Below are 14,401 nucleotides of genomic sequence, written 5' to 3'. Positions count from 1 at the left end.
ATGAAGCAGATCCTGCTGGTTGAAGATGATAATGATATCGCCGCGCTCCTGCGTCTGAACCTTGAAGACGAAGGTTACGCAATAACCCACGAGCCGGACGGGAGCGGGGCCTTACAACGCCTGGAAACCCAGCCGTGGGACGCGGTGATCCTCGATTTAATGCTCCCCAACGTTGATGGCCTGGAGATTTGCCGGCGGATCCGCCAGATGACCCGCTACCTGCCGGTTATCATCATCAGCGCCCGCAGTAGCGAAACCGATCGCATCACCGGGCTGGAAACCGGCGCCGATGATTACCTGGCAAAACCCTTCTCGGTACAGGAGTTGATTGCGCGTATCAAGGCGCTATTCCGTCGCCAGCAGGCGATGGGGCAGGCGCAGACTTCGGGCCATATTCAGGCGCATGGGCTGACAATCGACCCGCTGGCCCGCACGGTGCGCCTGAACGGCCAGCTTGTCGATCTCACGCCGCGTGAATTTGAACTGCTGTACTTTTTTGCCCGTCATCCCGGCGACGTTTTTTCGCGTCTGGCGCTGCTGGAGCAAGTCTGGGGCTATCAGCACGAAGGCTATGAACACACCGTCAACACCCACATCAACCGTTTGCGCATCAAAATTGAAAAAGATGCCGCCGAGCCGGAGATCATTCGTACCGTCTGGGGTAAAGGCTATAAATTTGCGGAGCTGAACCATGATGCGGCGCTTTAGCCTCAGCCAGCGGCTGACTGTGCTGTTTATTCTGCTGCTGCTGCTCTGCGCCACCGTCGCCTGCGCGGTGCAGCTTTACAACAGCAAGCAGTACGGTAACGCGATGGTCCAGCGGCTGTCCGGCGGGCTGGCGCAACAGATCGTTCAGCGTGAACCTATTCTGGATGCGCAGGGCCAGGTAAACCGTAGCGCGTTAAAGCCCCTGTTTGACCGGCTAATGACCTTTAATCCGAGCGTGGAGTTGTACGTTATCTCCCCTGACGGCGACATTATGGCGGATGCTGCCCCGCCGGGCCACATTCAGCGGCAAAACATTGATCTTGTTCCGGTGCACACTTTCCTCAGCGGGGCGGTAATGCCGGTGCTGGGTGACGATCCGCGCAGCCAGAATCAAAAAGTATTTAGCGCCACGCCGCTGCGCCAGGACGGTGAACTGAAAGGGTATCTCTACATCATTTTGCAGGGCGAAGAGTCTAATGCGCTGGCGGAAATGGCCTGGCATAAAGCGCTCTGGAGCACCGTACTGTGGTCATTGCTGTGGGTCGCGCTGTTTGGCCTGCTGGCGGGGGGACTGGTGTGGTATTGGGTTACGCGGCCCGTGAAGCAGTTAACCGATGAAGTTGCCGGGCTTGAGCAGGACAGTATCACCGCCATCAAACGGCTGGCGACACTCTCCCTGGAGCCGGCGGGCAATGATGAAGTGGCCCTGCTGCGTAATACCTTTATCGAGCTGGCACGCAAAATCACCTCCCAGTGGGATCAACTGGCCGACAGCGATCGCCAGCGCCGGGAGTTTATTGCCAACATCTCCCATGATTTACGTACCCCGCTGACCTCGTTGCTGGGCTATCTGGAAACGCTGTCGCTCAAATCCGCCACGCTCACGCCGCAGGAGCATCAGCAATATCTCGCCACCGCGCTGCGCCAGGGGCAAAAGGTGCGCCATCTGTCTCAGCAGCTATTTGAACTGGCGCGGCTGGAGCACGGCGGCATTAAGCCGCAGCGGGAACGCTTTGCGATGGGCGAGCTGATTTCCGACGTGGCGCAGAAGTTTGAACTAACGGCCCGCACGCGCGAGCTGAACCTGCATATTGATCTCCCGGGGCCGCTGCCGCTGGTGAATGCCGATGTCTCCATGATAGAGCGCGTGGTGACCAATCTGCTGGATAACGCGATGCGCCATACGCCTGCCGGGGGGGAGATCCGCCTGGCGGTGTGGCAAGAGGATCAAAAGCTGCAGGTGGAAGTCCAGGACAGTGGCACCGGCGTTGATGCGGCGCTACAGGACTTTTTATTCCAGCGGCCTTCGACATTGAATACGCAGGCGTCGCGGGAGAACCGTGGAGGGCTGGGGCTGTTGATTGTTAAACGGATGCTTGAACTGCATGGCGGCGGGATCAGGCTAATGGATTCGGTGCGCGGCGCGCGTTTCCGGTTCTTCGTGCCTTTATAAGACATTGCCGGGTGGCCCGGCCTACAGACCACCCCCGTAGGCCAGGCCACCCGGCAAAAGAGTTTACTGCGGGAACCACTGCTCGCTGATTTTCTGATACGTACCGTCGGCTTTAATCGCCTTCAGGGCGACGTTGAGTTTTTCCAGCAGGGCTTTGTTATCCGGACGCACCGCGATACCGAGGCCCGTCCCGAAGTACTGCGGATCGGTCACTTTTTCCGTTGCCGTACCCAGCTGTGGGTTGGTTTTCAGCCATTCGTTGACCACGGCAGTGTCGCCAAATACGCCATCGATACGGCCGTTTTTGAGGTCGATAATCGCGTTCTGGTAGCTGTCATAGGCGACGGTTTTCACTTCAGGATGTTTGTCCTGCAGGTATTTCTGATGCGTTGTGCCGTTTTCCATGCCAATGCGTTTACCTTTCAACTGGTCAAAGGCGGTGTAGGCCCCTTTTTTTGCAATCACCACGGCGGAGTTGGCGTAATACGGGTCGGTGAAGGAGACCTGCTTGCTCCGCTCCGGCGTGATATCCATACCGGAGATCACCGCATCGTATTTTTTAAATTTCAGCGACGGGATCAGGCTGTCAAATGCGTGGTTAGTGAACGTGCAGTTGGCCTGCATCTGCGCGCACAGGGCTTTCGCAAGATCGATATCAAAACCCACGATCTGGTTGCTGGCATCCAGCGATTCAAACGGCGGATAGGTGGCGGAAACGCCGAAACTGATTTTGTCTGCAGCGGATGCGCCAGCGGCGAACGTTGCCAGTAATGCGGTCAGAACGATCTTCTTCATTGTAAAACTCCCGTCTGTCAATCTTGTCATTATGCGCTGTGTCTGCGGCATGAAGGTACAATGCCAGTGATTGAATTTATATGCAATAAAAATGACTAAGTATTGTTTTTATGCTTAAAAAAAAGCGGGAAACACATCATGTTGCCCGCTTTCTGCAAACCATCTTATGCACATCTGGGGTTAATTTCTGCGCTCAAACGCCAGCGCTTTACGTTCAATCAAGCGCATCATCAGCGTCAACAGACCGTTCACCACTAAATAAACCAGACCTGCCGCACCAAACACCATTACGTCATAGGTGCGTCCATAGAGTAATTGTCCGTGGCCCATCACTTCCATCAGGGTGATGGTATAGGCCAGAGAAGTGCTCTTGAATACCAGCACCACCTCGTTGGAATAAGAGGACAGCGCGCGCTTAAAGGCGTAAGGGAGCAAAATCGCCAGCGTATCTTTCTTGCTCATCCCCAGCGCGCCGCAGGACTGCCATTGACCTTCCGGTATCGCGCGGATAGCGCCGTAAAACAGTTGAGTGGTATAGGCCGCACTGTTGAGGGAAAGCGCAATCAGTGCGCACAGCCACGGCTCAGAGAGCAAGTGCCAGATAACCGGATACGCCTGCAGCGACGGGAACTGGCCCGGGCCGTAGTAAATCAGGAAGATCTGCACCAACAGCGGCGTACCGGTAAAGAGGGTGATGTAAGCACGCACTATCCATACCAGCACCGGCGTTTTTAAGGTCAGGACGATGGTGAAGATCAGCGCCAAAATCAGCGCCACGATGATGGACGCAACGGTTAGCGTCAGGCTGGTATGCAGCCCTTTCATTAGCTCGGGTAAATATTCCAGCATCAGCCTGGTCTCCGTTCAAAACGCGTCGCACGCAGGTCAATGCGCTTGAGGATATACTGACTCAGCAACGTGATCACCAGGTAGATAGATGCCGCCACAATGTACCAGGTAAACGGCTCCTGGGTACGGGTGGCGATACTTTTGGTTTGCAGCATCAAATCATTAACGCTAATCAGGCTAACCAGCGCGGTATCTTTCAGCAGCACCAGCCACTGGTTACCCAGCCCCGGCAGAGCATGGCGCCACATCTGCGGCATCACCAGGCGAAAGAAGATCGCCGCTTTTGACAAGCCTAACGCCTGGCCGGATTCCCACTGCCCCTGAGGCACGGCTTTCAGCGCGCCGCGCAGGGTTTGCGACGCATAAGCGGCATAGAGCAAGGAGAGCGCAATCACCCCGCACAGGAACGGGCTGACGTTAAAATTCTCAATTTGCAACTGCACCGGGATCTGCACAACGCCGAGATTAAGCGTAAAGCCGTCCGACAGCATGAGCAGCAGCTGTGAAGAACCGAAATAGACAAACAGGACCACCAGAATTTCGGGCAACCCACGCAGCACGGTCACCAGCGCTGAACCCGTCCAGGCGACAGGGAACCATTTCGCTGATTCCCACACCGCAAAGAACATCGCCAGCACGAGGCCGATAATCAGGGCGCAGACGGCAAGGCCGACGGTCATCCCGGCGGCGCTTGCTAAAGGAAAAATTTCATTCATCTGAAGTTACTTCTGGAACCATTTTTGGTAGATGGTTTCGTAGGTGCCGTCTTTCTTCACTTTTTCCAGCGCCGCGTTAAATTTCTGCTGCAGCTCGGTATTGCCCTGACGCACAGCGATGCCAAGGCCCGTGCCGAAGTACGCTTTATCGGTCACCTTATCGCCCACCGGGGCCAGTTTGTCGTTCGCTTTCAGCCACTCGGTCACTACGGCGGTATCTCCGAATACGCTATCGATACGTCCGTTTTGCAGATCCAGCTTCGCATTCTGGTAGCTGTCATACGGAACGGTAGTGATTTCCGGGTGCTTATCCATAATGAATTTCTGGTGCGTCGTGCCGTTCTGCACGCCCACCTTCTTGCCTTTCAACTGATCAATGGCGGTGAATTTCCCTTTCTGACCAATAAACAGGGCGGAGTTGTCATAGTACGGCGTGGTGAACAGCACCTGTTTTTCACGCTCAGGTGTGATGTCCATACCTGCCATGACGGCGTCGATACGGCGGAACTTCAGGCTTGGGATCAGGCTGTCAAACGACTGATTGGTGAAGGTACAGGTCGCGTCGATCTCTTTACACAGGGCGTTAGCCAGATCCACGTCGAAGCCAACAATTTTGTTGTTTTCGTCAATGGATTCAAACGGAGGATAAGACGCTTCGGTTGCGAAACGAATGGTCTGGGCTGCGGTAGCGGAAAAGCAGACGCTAGCAAGCAGCGCGGCAAGCAATACTTTTTTCATTATCATTTTCCCTAACACATCAGTGAGATAAGTAATTTTTAAAGGCATCGGTTTGCGGATGGGTGAAGCAGCTGGCGTCACCTTGCTCAACAATATACCCGTTTTCCATGTACACCACCCGGCTGGCGGTTTTGCGCGCCACTTCCACTTCGTGGGTGACGATGACCTGAGTGATGTTGGTTTCCGCCAGCTCACGAATAATACTCACGATCTGGGCAGTAATTTCCGGATCCAGCGCGGCCGTGGGTTCATCAAACAGCAGCACCGCAGGCTCCATCATCAGCGCACGGGCAATTGCCACCCGCTGCTGCTGACCCCCGGACAAATGCAAAGGAAAGCGATCGCTATAAGGCTTAAGGCGCAGACGTTCCAGCAGTTTTTCCGCACGTGCCATCGCCTGCTCCTTGCTTAAACCGAGCACCCGGCACGGCGCTTCAATCAGGTTCTGTACGACCGTCAGGTGCGGCCAGAGATTATATTGCTGGAAGACCATGCCCACGTTTTGACGCAGTCCGCGAATCGCTTTATCAGAAGGGGGGTTCGCGAAATCGAAATGGTTGCCGGCGATCGCCAGCGTACCTGAACGGGGCATTTCAAGCAGATTAAGAACACGCAGAAGGGAGCTTTTACCTGCGCCGCTTGGGCCAAGCAAAACCAGCGTTTCGCCCTCCGGGCAGTTCAGCGTGATGTCAAACAGCGCCTGGTGTGCGCCGTAGAAGCAGTTAATGCCATTTAGTTTAATACTCATCGGGGCAGTCTTTACTCATCCAGGCAATTGATAGCAATTGAGGCCGCAGATAGTACCGTTGACAGAATAGTTATGCAATATTTCTGCGTTAAAAGTTAAATATAACTCGTGATCTTCTCTAAACATAGCACAAAATAGCGAAGGGGCAGGGCGGCGAGTATAAATGTCGGCATTCCATCAGAAATGCCGCACATTTTACGGGGGTTAGCGGTTTATAAGGGATGGATTAGCGGTTCTCAATCGACTGGCGCAGGGTGCCTGCCGGGGCATCAACGCTGCCGCCGAGGTAGCGAACATCGTCTATCGCCCAGCACTGACCTTCACGGATCATCAGCACTTCATCCTGCCAGGTCTGGCTGCCCTGAGTCATTTTCACACGTAGCGGAATGTTTCGCGCATCGGTGTTGGGAATGGTCGACGCGCTGGCCACTTTAGCGCTGTCCGCAAGCGTCGAGCGGCTGGAGAACGGATCGGATTTAAGCAGGGCGTTATGCTGTGGGGAGCGTGAAGCATCATTCAGCAGTTTTGCCAGCCCGTCACTGAAATAAGGACGCAGGCCGGTCAGGTCATTGTTACGGTGCTGAATACGATAATCAAAGAACTGCTGCGCCACGGTATCCGGGCCACCGTCGATACAGGGGCCGCTACGGGTGCCGATATCCTTAAAGGCCGGCGTGACCGGGGTGGTACAGGCGCTGAGCACCAGCGCACAGGGCACTAAAAGCGTTAAAGCAGAGTAGCGCATGTTGATTTCCTTATTTGTTAACTGATCATTCAATCATAGCCTAACGGACCGAGAATGCAGTCGAAGTTACGGCCTAACGCATTGAACGCTAAAGAGGGAGATAAGCCAGGCAATTTTCAACAACCCCGCCCCTGGAAGGGCATCCCATTACGGAGTATTGCGGTGTGGTGACGGGGGAAGTCATTCTGGGGGGCTCCTTCGCCGGGATCCGCAATATCCTTGGTGGGCGCTCTGGCTCATATGAAAAGGCGCTGGGCGCGGATGTCCAAACCCTGGCCGTTGCCGAGGCACTGTTAGCGAAATACGGCAGGGTTGACGCCTGTTGGGGTAACTTTTTTAAGAGCAATCAAATTTTAGTACATTATCAATTCACTTTAAGTTAATTGATTTATAGCTACCGTGAATTAATATTGAGTGATTGATCTACTGCATGAATGAAATTAAAAAGATAGCCCTCGGTTGGTTCATTTTGTCTTAACTCCTTACGAAGTTCTTATCCGGGTTGACCTTTCTTACGTATCGCTTTCATTCATACACCTTAATCGGATATAAAATGTTAAGCACTTACGGTAAGAGTACGCGACCGCAGGCTGAAATAGAGGCCATTGTGGCGGCCACTGCAGGCCATGAAGAAAAAACGTTACGGAAATGGCAACGGATATCCACAACGGATGCCGACGTTATTCATATTATTGTCAGCGGTGAAGTTGATTTTCGCCGTGCTTCAGATGATTTATGTATGTTCCACCTGCAAGGACAATGTATTTTTGGCCTCGCCGCGATTAATTATCACTCCTCCCATATGCATGGCGTAGTTCGAAGCAATACGCTGGTTCGTACGATAAACAAAGACCAATTTTACCGGCTGATGGACAGTAAAGGCCTGTGGCCAGCGTTAACCAAAGTGCTGGCGTGGTATATCTGTCTGCTCAGTAAACGCGATGATGTGCTCGTTTCGCGAAGCGCTTATTCTATTGTGCGTGAGTTTTTACTTGAGATAAATGAACTGGTTGTTCACCATCACCGCGATATCAATATCTACGACTATATTCAGTCTTATACCCATCTGGCCCGCAGCACCATTATAAAAATTCTCGCCGAGTTAAAAAAAGGGCACTATATTGTGGTGGAGAAAGGTCGACTGCTTAGCCTGACTACCTTACCTGAAAAATTTTAACCCCTCACGGCACTAAGAAATGGATACCGGGCAAGACGCTGCCTCCGGCAAAAACCTTAGCGATGAAGTTTCCCGTGATCCCGTAACCATGCCGCCGTGCGGATAATTCCTTCATCCAGGGTCACTCTCGGTTGGTATCCCAGTTCATTCTCCGCGCGTGTGATATCCAGCGTGAAATCAAAGTTGAGCTTCGACACGCCGTAATGGGTCAGGGCGGGTTCTTTGGCTGATTTACTGCCAAAGCGCTCCATGCTGCGGGCAATCATATCCAGCATCGGATACGGTACGGAGCGGATGCGGCAGTTGATCTGCAGCTCATCGATCAGCCGCTGGACAATACTGCGCAGCGTACAGGGTTCACCGTTCGTGATGTTATAGGCCCGGCCTGACACCAGATTGTTGCTATCCGGCTGGCTCGCCAGCCACATGGCGTGAACGGCATTTTCGTAATAGGTCATATCCACCAGCGCATCGCCGCCGCGAGGCAGTAGCACGCTGCCGTAGTGGTGCATCATCTGCGCCAGACGCGGAACAAACACTTTATCATGCGGGCCGAACAGGCTTTGCGGACGCAATACCGTAAAACGGGTGTGCGGGTTCGACTGCGCCAGCAGGTCGATAACGCCTTCACTGGCCGCCTTGCTGCGGGCAAATTCGCAGGCAAAACGCGCGGGTCGGAAATCTTCCCGTACGCCACGATGGTGGTGATAGTCGAAATAGAGCGACGGCGAAGAGATATGAATAAAGTGACGTACGCCCCAGGCCACGGCCCACTCCCCCAGACGGCGGGTGGCGCGCACGTTAGCAAGGTCAAAGGCTTCCTGGGTGCCCCACGGGGAGGTGAAACTGGAACAGTGCCACAGTGTATCAATACCGGCGAGCATCACTTTGGCCTGAGAGGAAACCAGCTCCGTCAGGTCTGCATGGATAAACTCAGCGCCCATTTTTTGCAGCAGCTTACCCATCGCCTCGTTGCGACCGGTGGCCCTGACACTGATGCCTTTGTTGCGCAGAAACTCGACCGCGTTTCGGCCCAAGCCGCTGGTCGCCCCGGTAACCAGTACCTTCATATCCATCCACTGTATTGAAAAAGAATTTCGTGCGCATTCTTTCGTGAATTACGGCGCTATGCAATGGGAAAGGTACAAGAATAAGAATTTTATTTAGTTAATTTCCTGCTTCTGTTCTGCCCGTTGCGCAATGCGTTTTGCCATCCCCCGGAAGATAAACAGATGCGCGGGGATCATCAACAGCCAGTAAAACAGGCCGGGCATTCCGTGCGGATGCCACCAGGCGCGAACGTCCAGTTCACGATGATCGCCCTTATCCTTGAGGGTAAAGCACAGACGCCCCAGCCCCGGCGCTTTCATGCCAAACAGCAGCGCCAGGTGTTTTTTTGGCTCGACGATAATCACCTTCCAGCTGTCGACGGTGTCACCTACCCGCAGATACGGATGAGCGGGACGACCTTTCGCCAGCCGGTGTCCCACCAGCCGATCCATTGCGCCGCGCGTCTGCCAGAGAAGGTTGCCGAAGAAATAGCGCTCTTTACCGCCGATCTGGTTTACCACCTCCCACAGCGCGTCCAGGCTGGCGGCGGTGTTCACCGTGCAGCCTGCCTGTTTCGGGTAGTATCCATATTCGGGTCGCCAGCGGGCGAAAGCCTGCGCGTCGTAGCCCCAGTCGCTGGAGTTCACCAGCCTCTCTTCTTCCTTAAGCGTGCGACGTACAGCGTCATCAAAGCGGATCAGCGTTTGTGGGATCAGCGCCCGCAGCTGGCGATCGTCCGCCAGCAGATCGTGATTCAGCCCCTGGATCAGCGCTTTGGCGGTGGTCGGCGGCACAGAGGTAATGACGTTCAAAAACCACACTGAGATCCAGCGGGTCGGGAAGGGGATAGGGACCAGCCAGCGTCGACGGCCACTTACGCGCATAAAGTGCTCGAACTGCTCCTGATAGCTCAGCACGTCAGGGCCAGCGGCTTCCAGCACGCGATGCTGCTTTGCGGGATGGTCCAGAAGGGCCACCAGATAATGGAGTAAATTTTCCAGCGCGATCGGCGTGGTGCGCGAGCGCACCCAGCGCGGTGGCGTCAGCACCGGCAGGTTATAGACCATGTCGCGCATCACTTCGAAGGCGGCGGAACCGGCCCCGACGATGATACCGGCCCGCAGTTCGGTTACCGGAACGGTAGCGCTGCGTAGCGTTTCTGCCGTGAGCTGGCGGGCGCGCAGGTGATCGGACTGCTCGTGTTCGGGGGCCTGTAGCGAGCTTAGAAAAATCACCTGCTTCACCGGCGTTTGCCGCAGGGCGTCGCGGACGTTCAGCGCCACCTGACGTTCATGGGCGATAAAATCCCCGCCTTCACCCATGCTGTGCACAAGGTAGTAAAGCGTGTCGACCCCTTCCAGCAATGCCGACAGCGCCCTCGGCCAGTTAAGATCGACGCTGTGACAGGTCACGCCGGGCAAGTTTTGTTTTTGCAGGCGTTCCGTGTTGCGTGCCGCTGCCAGCACCCGGTGCCCCTGCTGGCTGAGAGCAGTAGTCAGATGCTGACCAATATACCCGCTGGCGCCGAGCACCAGAATGCGTTGCGGCACGTTATACTCCTTAACGCTGTAAAAATGCCTGCCAGTGTTTCACCACCTCCGCAAGCTGCTCGCGGCTGACGTCAAGATGCATCACCAGACGCACTACCCCCGAGGCGTTAATCAGGATCCCGCGGGCTTTCAAAAACGCACCCAGCGCGGCAGCCTGCTCGTCACCCATGCGCACGAACAGCATGTTGGTGTCGTGGCGCATCACATCCGCGCCGATTTCACGCAGTTGTGTCGCCATCCACGCGGCGTTGTCGTGATCGTCTTTCAGGCGCGTTACATTGTTTTTCAGCGCATACAGCCCGGCAGCCGCCAGGAATCCTGCCTGACGCATGCCGCCGCCGGTCATTTTTCGCCAGCGGTTGGCGCGCTTGATGTACTCCGCATTACCGACCAGCAGGGAACCGACCGGTGTCCCCAGACCTTTGGATAGGCAAAGGGTGAACGAGTCGCAATATTGCGTAATCTCTTTCAGCTCGCAGCCGTATTCGACGATGGCGTTAAAAATGCGCGCGCCATCTACGTGCAGGCCGAGCTTGCGCGCACGGGTGAATTCCCACGCCGCTTTCAGGTACTCGCGGGGCAGCACTTTGCCGTTGTGGGTGTTTTCCAGACTAAGCAGCTTAGTGCGTGCGAAATGGATATCATCAGCTTTGATTTTCTCCGCGACTTTATCAAGCGGCAGAGAGCCGTCCGCTGCCGCGTCAATCGGCTGCGGCTGAATGCTGCCGAGTACTGCGGCGCCGCCAGCCTCATACAGGTAGTTATGTGCTCCCTGGCCCACGATATACTCCTCGCCACGCTCGCAGTGGCTGAGCAGCGCCACCAGGTTTGCCTGGGTACCGGTTGGCAGGAACAGGGCGGCTTCTTTGCCGCTCAGCTCTGCGGCATAGCGCTGGAGTTCGTTGACGGTCGGGTCATCGCCGTAAACGTCGTCACCGACCGGGGCGGCCAGCATCTCTGCAAGCATGGCGCGGCTCGGACGGGTAACGGTATCACTGCGTAAATCGATCATGGCAAGTCCTTATATTTAAAAAGGCGATGCCAGATGTTTTACCTGAGCCAGTTGGTTTTTGCCAGTTCGACAACCTCATCACCGCGCCCGCTAATAATGGCGCGCAGCATATAGAGGCTAAAGCCTTTGGCCTGCTCGAGTTTGATCTGCGGCGGGATCGCCAGCTCATCTTTCGCGACCACCACGTCCACCAGCACCGGCCCGTCGAGAGAGAAGGCCCGCTGCAGAGCGTCATCGACCTCGGAGGCCTTCTCGACGCGAATACCCGTAATTCCACACGCTTCGGCGATGCGGGCGAAGTGGGTATCGTGCAACCCGGTGCCATCCGTGAGGTAGCCGCCTGCTTTCATCTCCATCGCCACAAAGCCCAGCACGCTGTTGTTAAAGACCACAATTTTAAGCGGCAGCTTCATCTGCACCACCGATAAAAAATCGCCCATCAGCATGCTGAAGCCGCCGTCGCCGCACATGGCGATCACCTGGCGGTCAGGGGCGGAGGCTTTCGCGCCCAGCGCCTGCGGCATGGCGTTGGCCATTGAACCGTGGTTAAAGGAGCCCAGCAGACGGCGTTTACCGTTCATCTTCAGATAACGCGCCGCCCAGACGGTTGGCGTGCCGACATCGCAGGTAAAGATAGCGTCGTCGGTGGCAAAATGACTAATCTGTTGCGCCAGATACTGTGGGTGAATGGCTTTATCGCTCGGTTTGGCGAGGTCATCCAGCCCTTTACGCGCATCGCGATAATCACTGAGCGCTTTATCGAGGAATTTGCGGTCTGATTTTTCTTCCAGCAACGGCAGCAGGGCCGCGAGGGTGGATTTGATGTCGCCCACCAGCGCCATATCGACTTTGCTGTGCGCGCCGATACTGCCGGGATTAATGTCAATCTGGATGATTTTGGCATCCGACGGGTAGAAGGCCCGGTACGGGAACTGGGTGCCGAGTAAAATCAGCGTGTCGGCATTCATCATGGTGTGAAAACCGCTGGAAAAACCGATCAGTCCGGTCATGCCGACATCGTACGGGTTATCATACTCGACATGCTCTTTGCCACGCAGGGCGTGGACGATGGGCGATTTGAGTTTGCCGGCAAATTCCAGCAGCTCTTTGTGCGCGCCTGCGCAACCGCTGCCGCACATCAGGGCGATGTTGCTGGAGTAGCGCAGCAGTTGCGCCAGCTTTTTAAGCTCCTCTTCAGCAGGCGTGACCACTGGCTGAGGGGCGGAATACCAGTGGGTGCTGGCGCCTTCAGGCGCGGCCTGGAGCGCTACGTCACCGGGAATAACCACCACCGAGACGCCGCGGTTGAGCACGGCTTTGCGCATCGCAATCGCCAGCACCTGAGGGATCTGCTCGGGTGATGAGACCAGCTCGCAGTAATGGCTGCATTCACGGAACAGCTCCTGAGGATGCGTCTCCTGAAAATAGCCGCTACCGATTTCGGATGAGGGAATGTGGGCCGCAATGGCCACGACTGGCACGTGGTTACGATGGCAGTCGAACAGGCCGTTAATCAGATGCAGGTTTCCCGGCCCGCAGGATCCGGCGCATACGGCCAGTTCCCCGGTAAGTTGCGCTTCGGCACCTGCGGCGAAGGCGGCCACCTCTTCATGGCGGGTCGGCATCCATTCGATGGTTTTCATCTTATTCAGACTGTCGCTGAGTCCGTTCAGGGAATCGCCGGTCACGCCCCAGATGCGTTTTACGCCAGCCTGTTCGAGGGTTTTCGCTATGTATGCAGCCACGGTGTGTTTCATGGGGGTCCTTCTCCTTTTAGTGATATCGCTTACAAGCTTAGAAGAAAGTCGCCATATTGCCCGCTAACGAAAAAGCCCGGTGGCGCTGACGCTTACCGGGCCTTTGATGGAGCGTTTGAGGTTTAACGTTTATGCAAGCACCAAATCGCCCTGCGGATGACACGAACATGCCAGTACGTAACCTTCGGCGATTTCCGCCTCAGTCAACGTCGTGGAACAGGTGACCGAATACTCACCGGAAACCACTTTCGTCTTGCAGCAGCCGCATACGCCAGCTCGGCAGGCTGCAACAACAGGCACTTTATTGCTTTCCAGCGCTTCCAGCAGCGTGGCGCCCACGCGGCCAAAGAAGGTCTGCGCCGGTTGCAGCTTCGTGAACGTAATCCCGCTGGTTGCCGCTTTCGACACAGGCGTGAAGAACTGCTCTTTGAAGAAACGGGTCACGCCCAGGGCTTTCACTTCTTTTTCCACGATATCCATGTACGGCGCCGGGCCGCAGGTCATCACAGTACGATTTGCCATATCCGGCACGCTTTGCAGCAGCTCGCGGCTAAGACGTCCGGGGACAAAACCGTGCGTCGCGTTGTGTTCCGCCACCAGCGTCACCGGAGAGTTGCGCCATTCATCGGCAAAAATCACATCTTCCGGAGAACGCACGCTGAAAATCACTCGCACGTCAGCCTGAGGGCGGTTTTTTGCCAGCCAACGACGCATCGACATCACCGGGGTCACGCCGCAACCGGCCGCCAGAAACAGAAATTTATCCTCTGTTTTGTCGTCACAGGTAAACTCACCCCGGGCGTCGGACAGCCAGATGTAGTCTCCGCGCTTCACGTCGCGGGTCAGCCACTGGGAGCCTGCACCGTTCTTGATGCGGCGGATAGTCAGCGTAATATATTCGCTCACGCCCGGCGTTGAGGAGATCGTGTAGGCGCGCAGGGTGTCCGCAGAATTGCAGATGCTGACCAGCGCATACTGACCTGCACGGTACGGGTAGTTGTCATGGCACAGCAGCGACAGCGTCCACACATCCGGCGTCTCCTGATGAATGTGGTGAACCTGCATCCGCCATGGACATTGTGAGGTTGGCATGGTCATGAATT

The 14,401-nt window shown here is 55.7% G+C and carries 14 protein-coding genes and 1 pseudogene; 4 read left to right on the top strand and 11 right to left on the bottom strand.

The window, feature by feature from the left end; all coding sequences use genetic code 11:
- Complete coding sequence (locus NL510_RS15345) at nucleotides 1–708, top strand: response regulator transcription factor (RefSeq protein WP_253377984.1); 708 nt, start codon at nucleotides 1–3, stop codon at nucleotides 706–708.
- Nucleotides 692–2,161: a sensor histidine kinase gene (locus NL510_RS15340; protein ID WP_253377983.1), complete on the top strand. Its 1,470-nt coding sequence runs from the start codon at nucleotides 692–694 to the stop codon at nucleotides 2,159–2,161. The genes NL510_RS15345 and NL510_RS15340 overlap by 17 nt, the downstream gene beginning before the upstream one ends.
- Before the next feature lie 63 nt (nucleotides 2,162–2,224).
- On the opposite strand, the gene artJ is transcribed toward NL510_RS15340, so the two are convergent.
- The 6 genes from artJ to NL510_RS15310 form a co-directional block, all read right to left on the bottom strand.
- Nucleotides 2,225–2,956 carry an arginine ABC transporter substrate-binding protein ArtJ gene (gene artJ, locus NL510_RS15335; protein WP_253377982.1) on the bottom strand — a complete coding sequence of 244 codons (732 nt, stop codon included), beginning with the start codon at nucleotides 2,954–2,956 and terminating at the stop codon, nucleotides 2,225–2,227.
- A 180-nt stretch (nucleotides 2,957–3,136) separates the two neighbouring features.
- Nucleotides 3,137–3,805: an arginine ABC transporter permease ArtM gene (gene artM / locus NL510_RS15330; RefSeq protein WP_253377981.1), complete on the bottom strand. Its 669-nt coding sequence runs from the start codon at nucleotides 3,803–3,805 to the stop codon at nucleotides 3,137–3,139.
- The gene (gene artQ / locus NL510_RS15325) at nucleotides 3,805–4,521 is read right to left on the bottom strand and encodes an arginine ABC transporter permease ArtQ (RefSeq protein WP_253377980.1); all 717 of its coding nucleotides are present in this window, start codon (nucleotides 4,519–4,521) and stop codon (nucleotides 3,805–3,807) included. Before artQ ends, artM begins: the two co-directional genes overlap by 1 nt.
- A 6-nt stretch (nucleotides 4,522–4,527) precedes the next feature.
- Nucleotides 4,528–5,259, bottom strand: a complete 732-nt coding sequence (gene artI / locus NL510_RS15320; RefSeq protein WP_253377979.1) for an arginine ABC transporter substrate-binding protein ArtI — start codon at nucleotides 5,257–5,259, stop codon at nucleotides 4,528–4,530.
- A gap of 19 nt (nucleotides 5,260–5,278) precedes the next feature.
- The gene (gene artP / locus NL510_RS15315; RefSeq protein WP_253377978.1) at nucleotides 5,279–6,007 is read right to left on the bottom strand and encodes an arginine ABC transporter ATP-binding protein ArtP; all 729 of its coding nucleotides are present in this window, start codon (nucleotides 6,005–6,007) and stop codon (nucleotides 5,279–5,281) included.
- Nucleotides 6,008–6,233: 226 nt separating this feature from the next.
- On the bottom strand, nucleotides 6,234–6,752 hold the full coding sequence (locus tag NL510_RS15310; RefSeq protein WP_253377977.1) for a lipoprotein: 519 nt from the start codon (nucleotides 6,750–6,752) through the stop codon (nucleotides 6,234–6,236).
- A 110-nt stretch (nucleotides 6,753–6,862) separates the two neighbouring features.
- On the opposite strand from NL510_RS15310, the pseudogene NL510_RS15305 reads away from it, so the two are divergent.
- Together NL510_RS15305 and NL510_RS15300 are read left to right on the top strand one after the other, a co-directional pair.
- Nucleotides 6,863–7,006 (top strand): annotated as a pseudogene (locus NL510_RS15305) (heavy metal-binding domain-containing protein); the annotation flags it as partial.
- Between the two features lie 299 nt (nucleotides 7,007–7,305).
- On the top strand, nucleotides 7,306–7,929 hold the full coding sequence (locus NL510_RS15300) for a helix-turn-helix domain-containing protein (protein WP_253377976.1): 624 nt from the start codon (nucleotides 7,306–7,308) through the stop codon (nucleotides 7,927–7,929).
- Between the two features lie 56 nt (nucleotides 7,930–7,985).
- On the opposite strand, the gene NL510_RS15295 is transcribed toward NL510_RS15300, so the two are convergent.
- The 5 genes from NL510_RS15295 to hcr form a co-directional block, all read right to left on the bottom strand.
- Nucleotides 7,986–8,999 carry a 3-beta-hydroxysteroid dehydrogenase gene (locus tag NL510_RS15295; RefSeq protein WP_253377975.1) on the bottom strand — a complete coding sequence of 338 codons (1,014 nt, stop codon included), beginning with the start codon at nucleotides 8,997–8,999 and terminating at the stop codon, nucleotides 7,986–7,988.
- Between the two features lie 93 nt (nucleotides 9,000–9,092).
- Complete coding sequence (locus NL510_RS15290) at nucleotides 9,093–10,529, bottom strand: SDR family oxidoreductase (RefSeq protein WP_253377974.1); 1,437 nt, start codon at nucleotides 10,527–10,529, stop codon at nucleotides 9,093–9,095.
- Nucleotides 10,530–10,539: 10 nt separating this feature from the next.
- The gene (ltaE, locus tag NL510_RS15285) at nucleotides 10,540–11,541 is read right to left on the bottom strand and encodes a low-specificity L-threonine aldolase (RefSeq protein WP_253377973.1); all 1,002 of its coding nucleotides are present in this window, start codon (nucleotides 11,539–11,541) and stop codon (nucleotides 10,540–10,542) included.
- A gap of 38 nt (nucleotides 11,542–11,579) precedes the next feature.
- Nucleotides 11,580–13,298 carry a ubiquinone-dependent pyruvate dehydrogenase gene (gene poxB, locus NL510_RS15280; RefSeq protein ID WP_253377972.1) on the bottom strand — a complete coding sequence of 573 codons (1,719 nt, stop codon included), beginning with the start codon at nucleotides 13,296–13,298 and terminating at the stop codon, nucleotides 11,580–11,582.
- Between the two features lie 129 nt (nucleotides 13,299–13,427).
- A complete protein-coding gene (gene hcr, locus NL510_RS15275) occupies nucleotides 13,428–14,396 on the bottom strand; it encodes an NADH oxidoreductase (protein ID WP_253377971.1) in 969 nt (322 codons plus the stop codon).
- Nucleotides 14,397–14,401: the final 5 nt, after the last annotated feature.

The organism is unidentified bacterial endosymbiont (genome assembly GCF_918797525.1).
In the GTDB taxonomy this organism is placed as follows: domain Bacteria; phylum Pseudomonadota; class Gammaproteobacteria; order Enterobacterales; family Enterobacteriaceae; genus Enterobacter.
The sequence above is the reverse complement of the archived record's forward strand: the minus strand, read 5'-3'. Positions and strand labels throughout refer to the sequence as shown.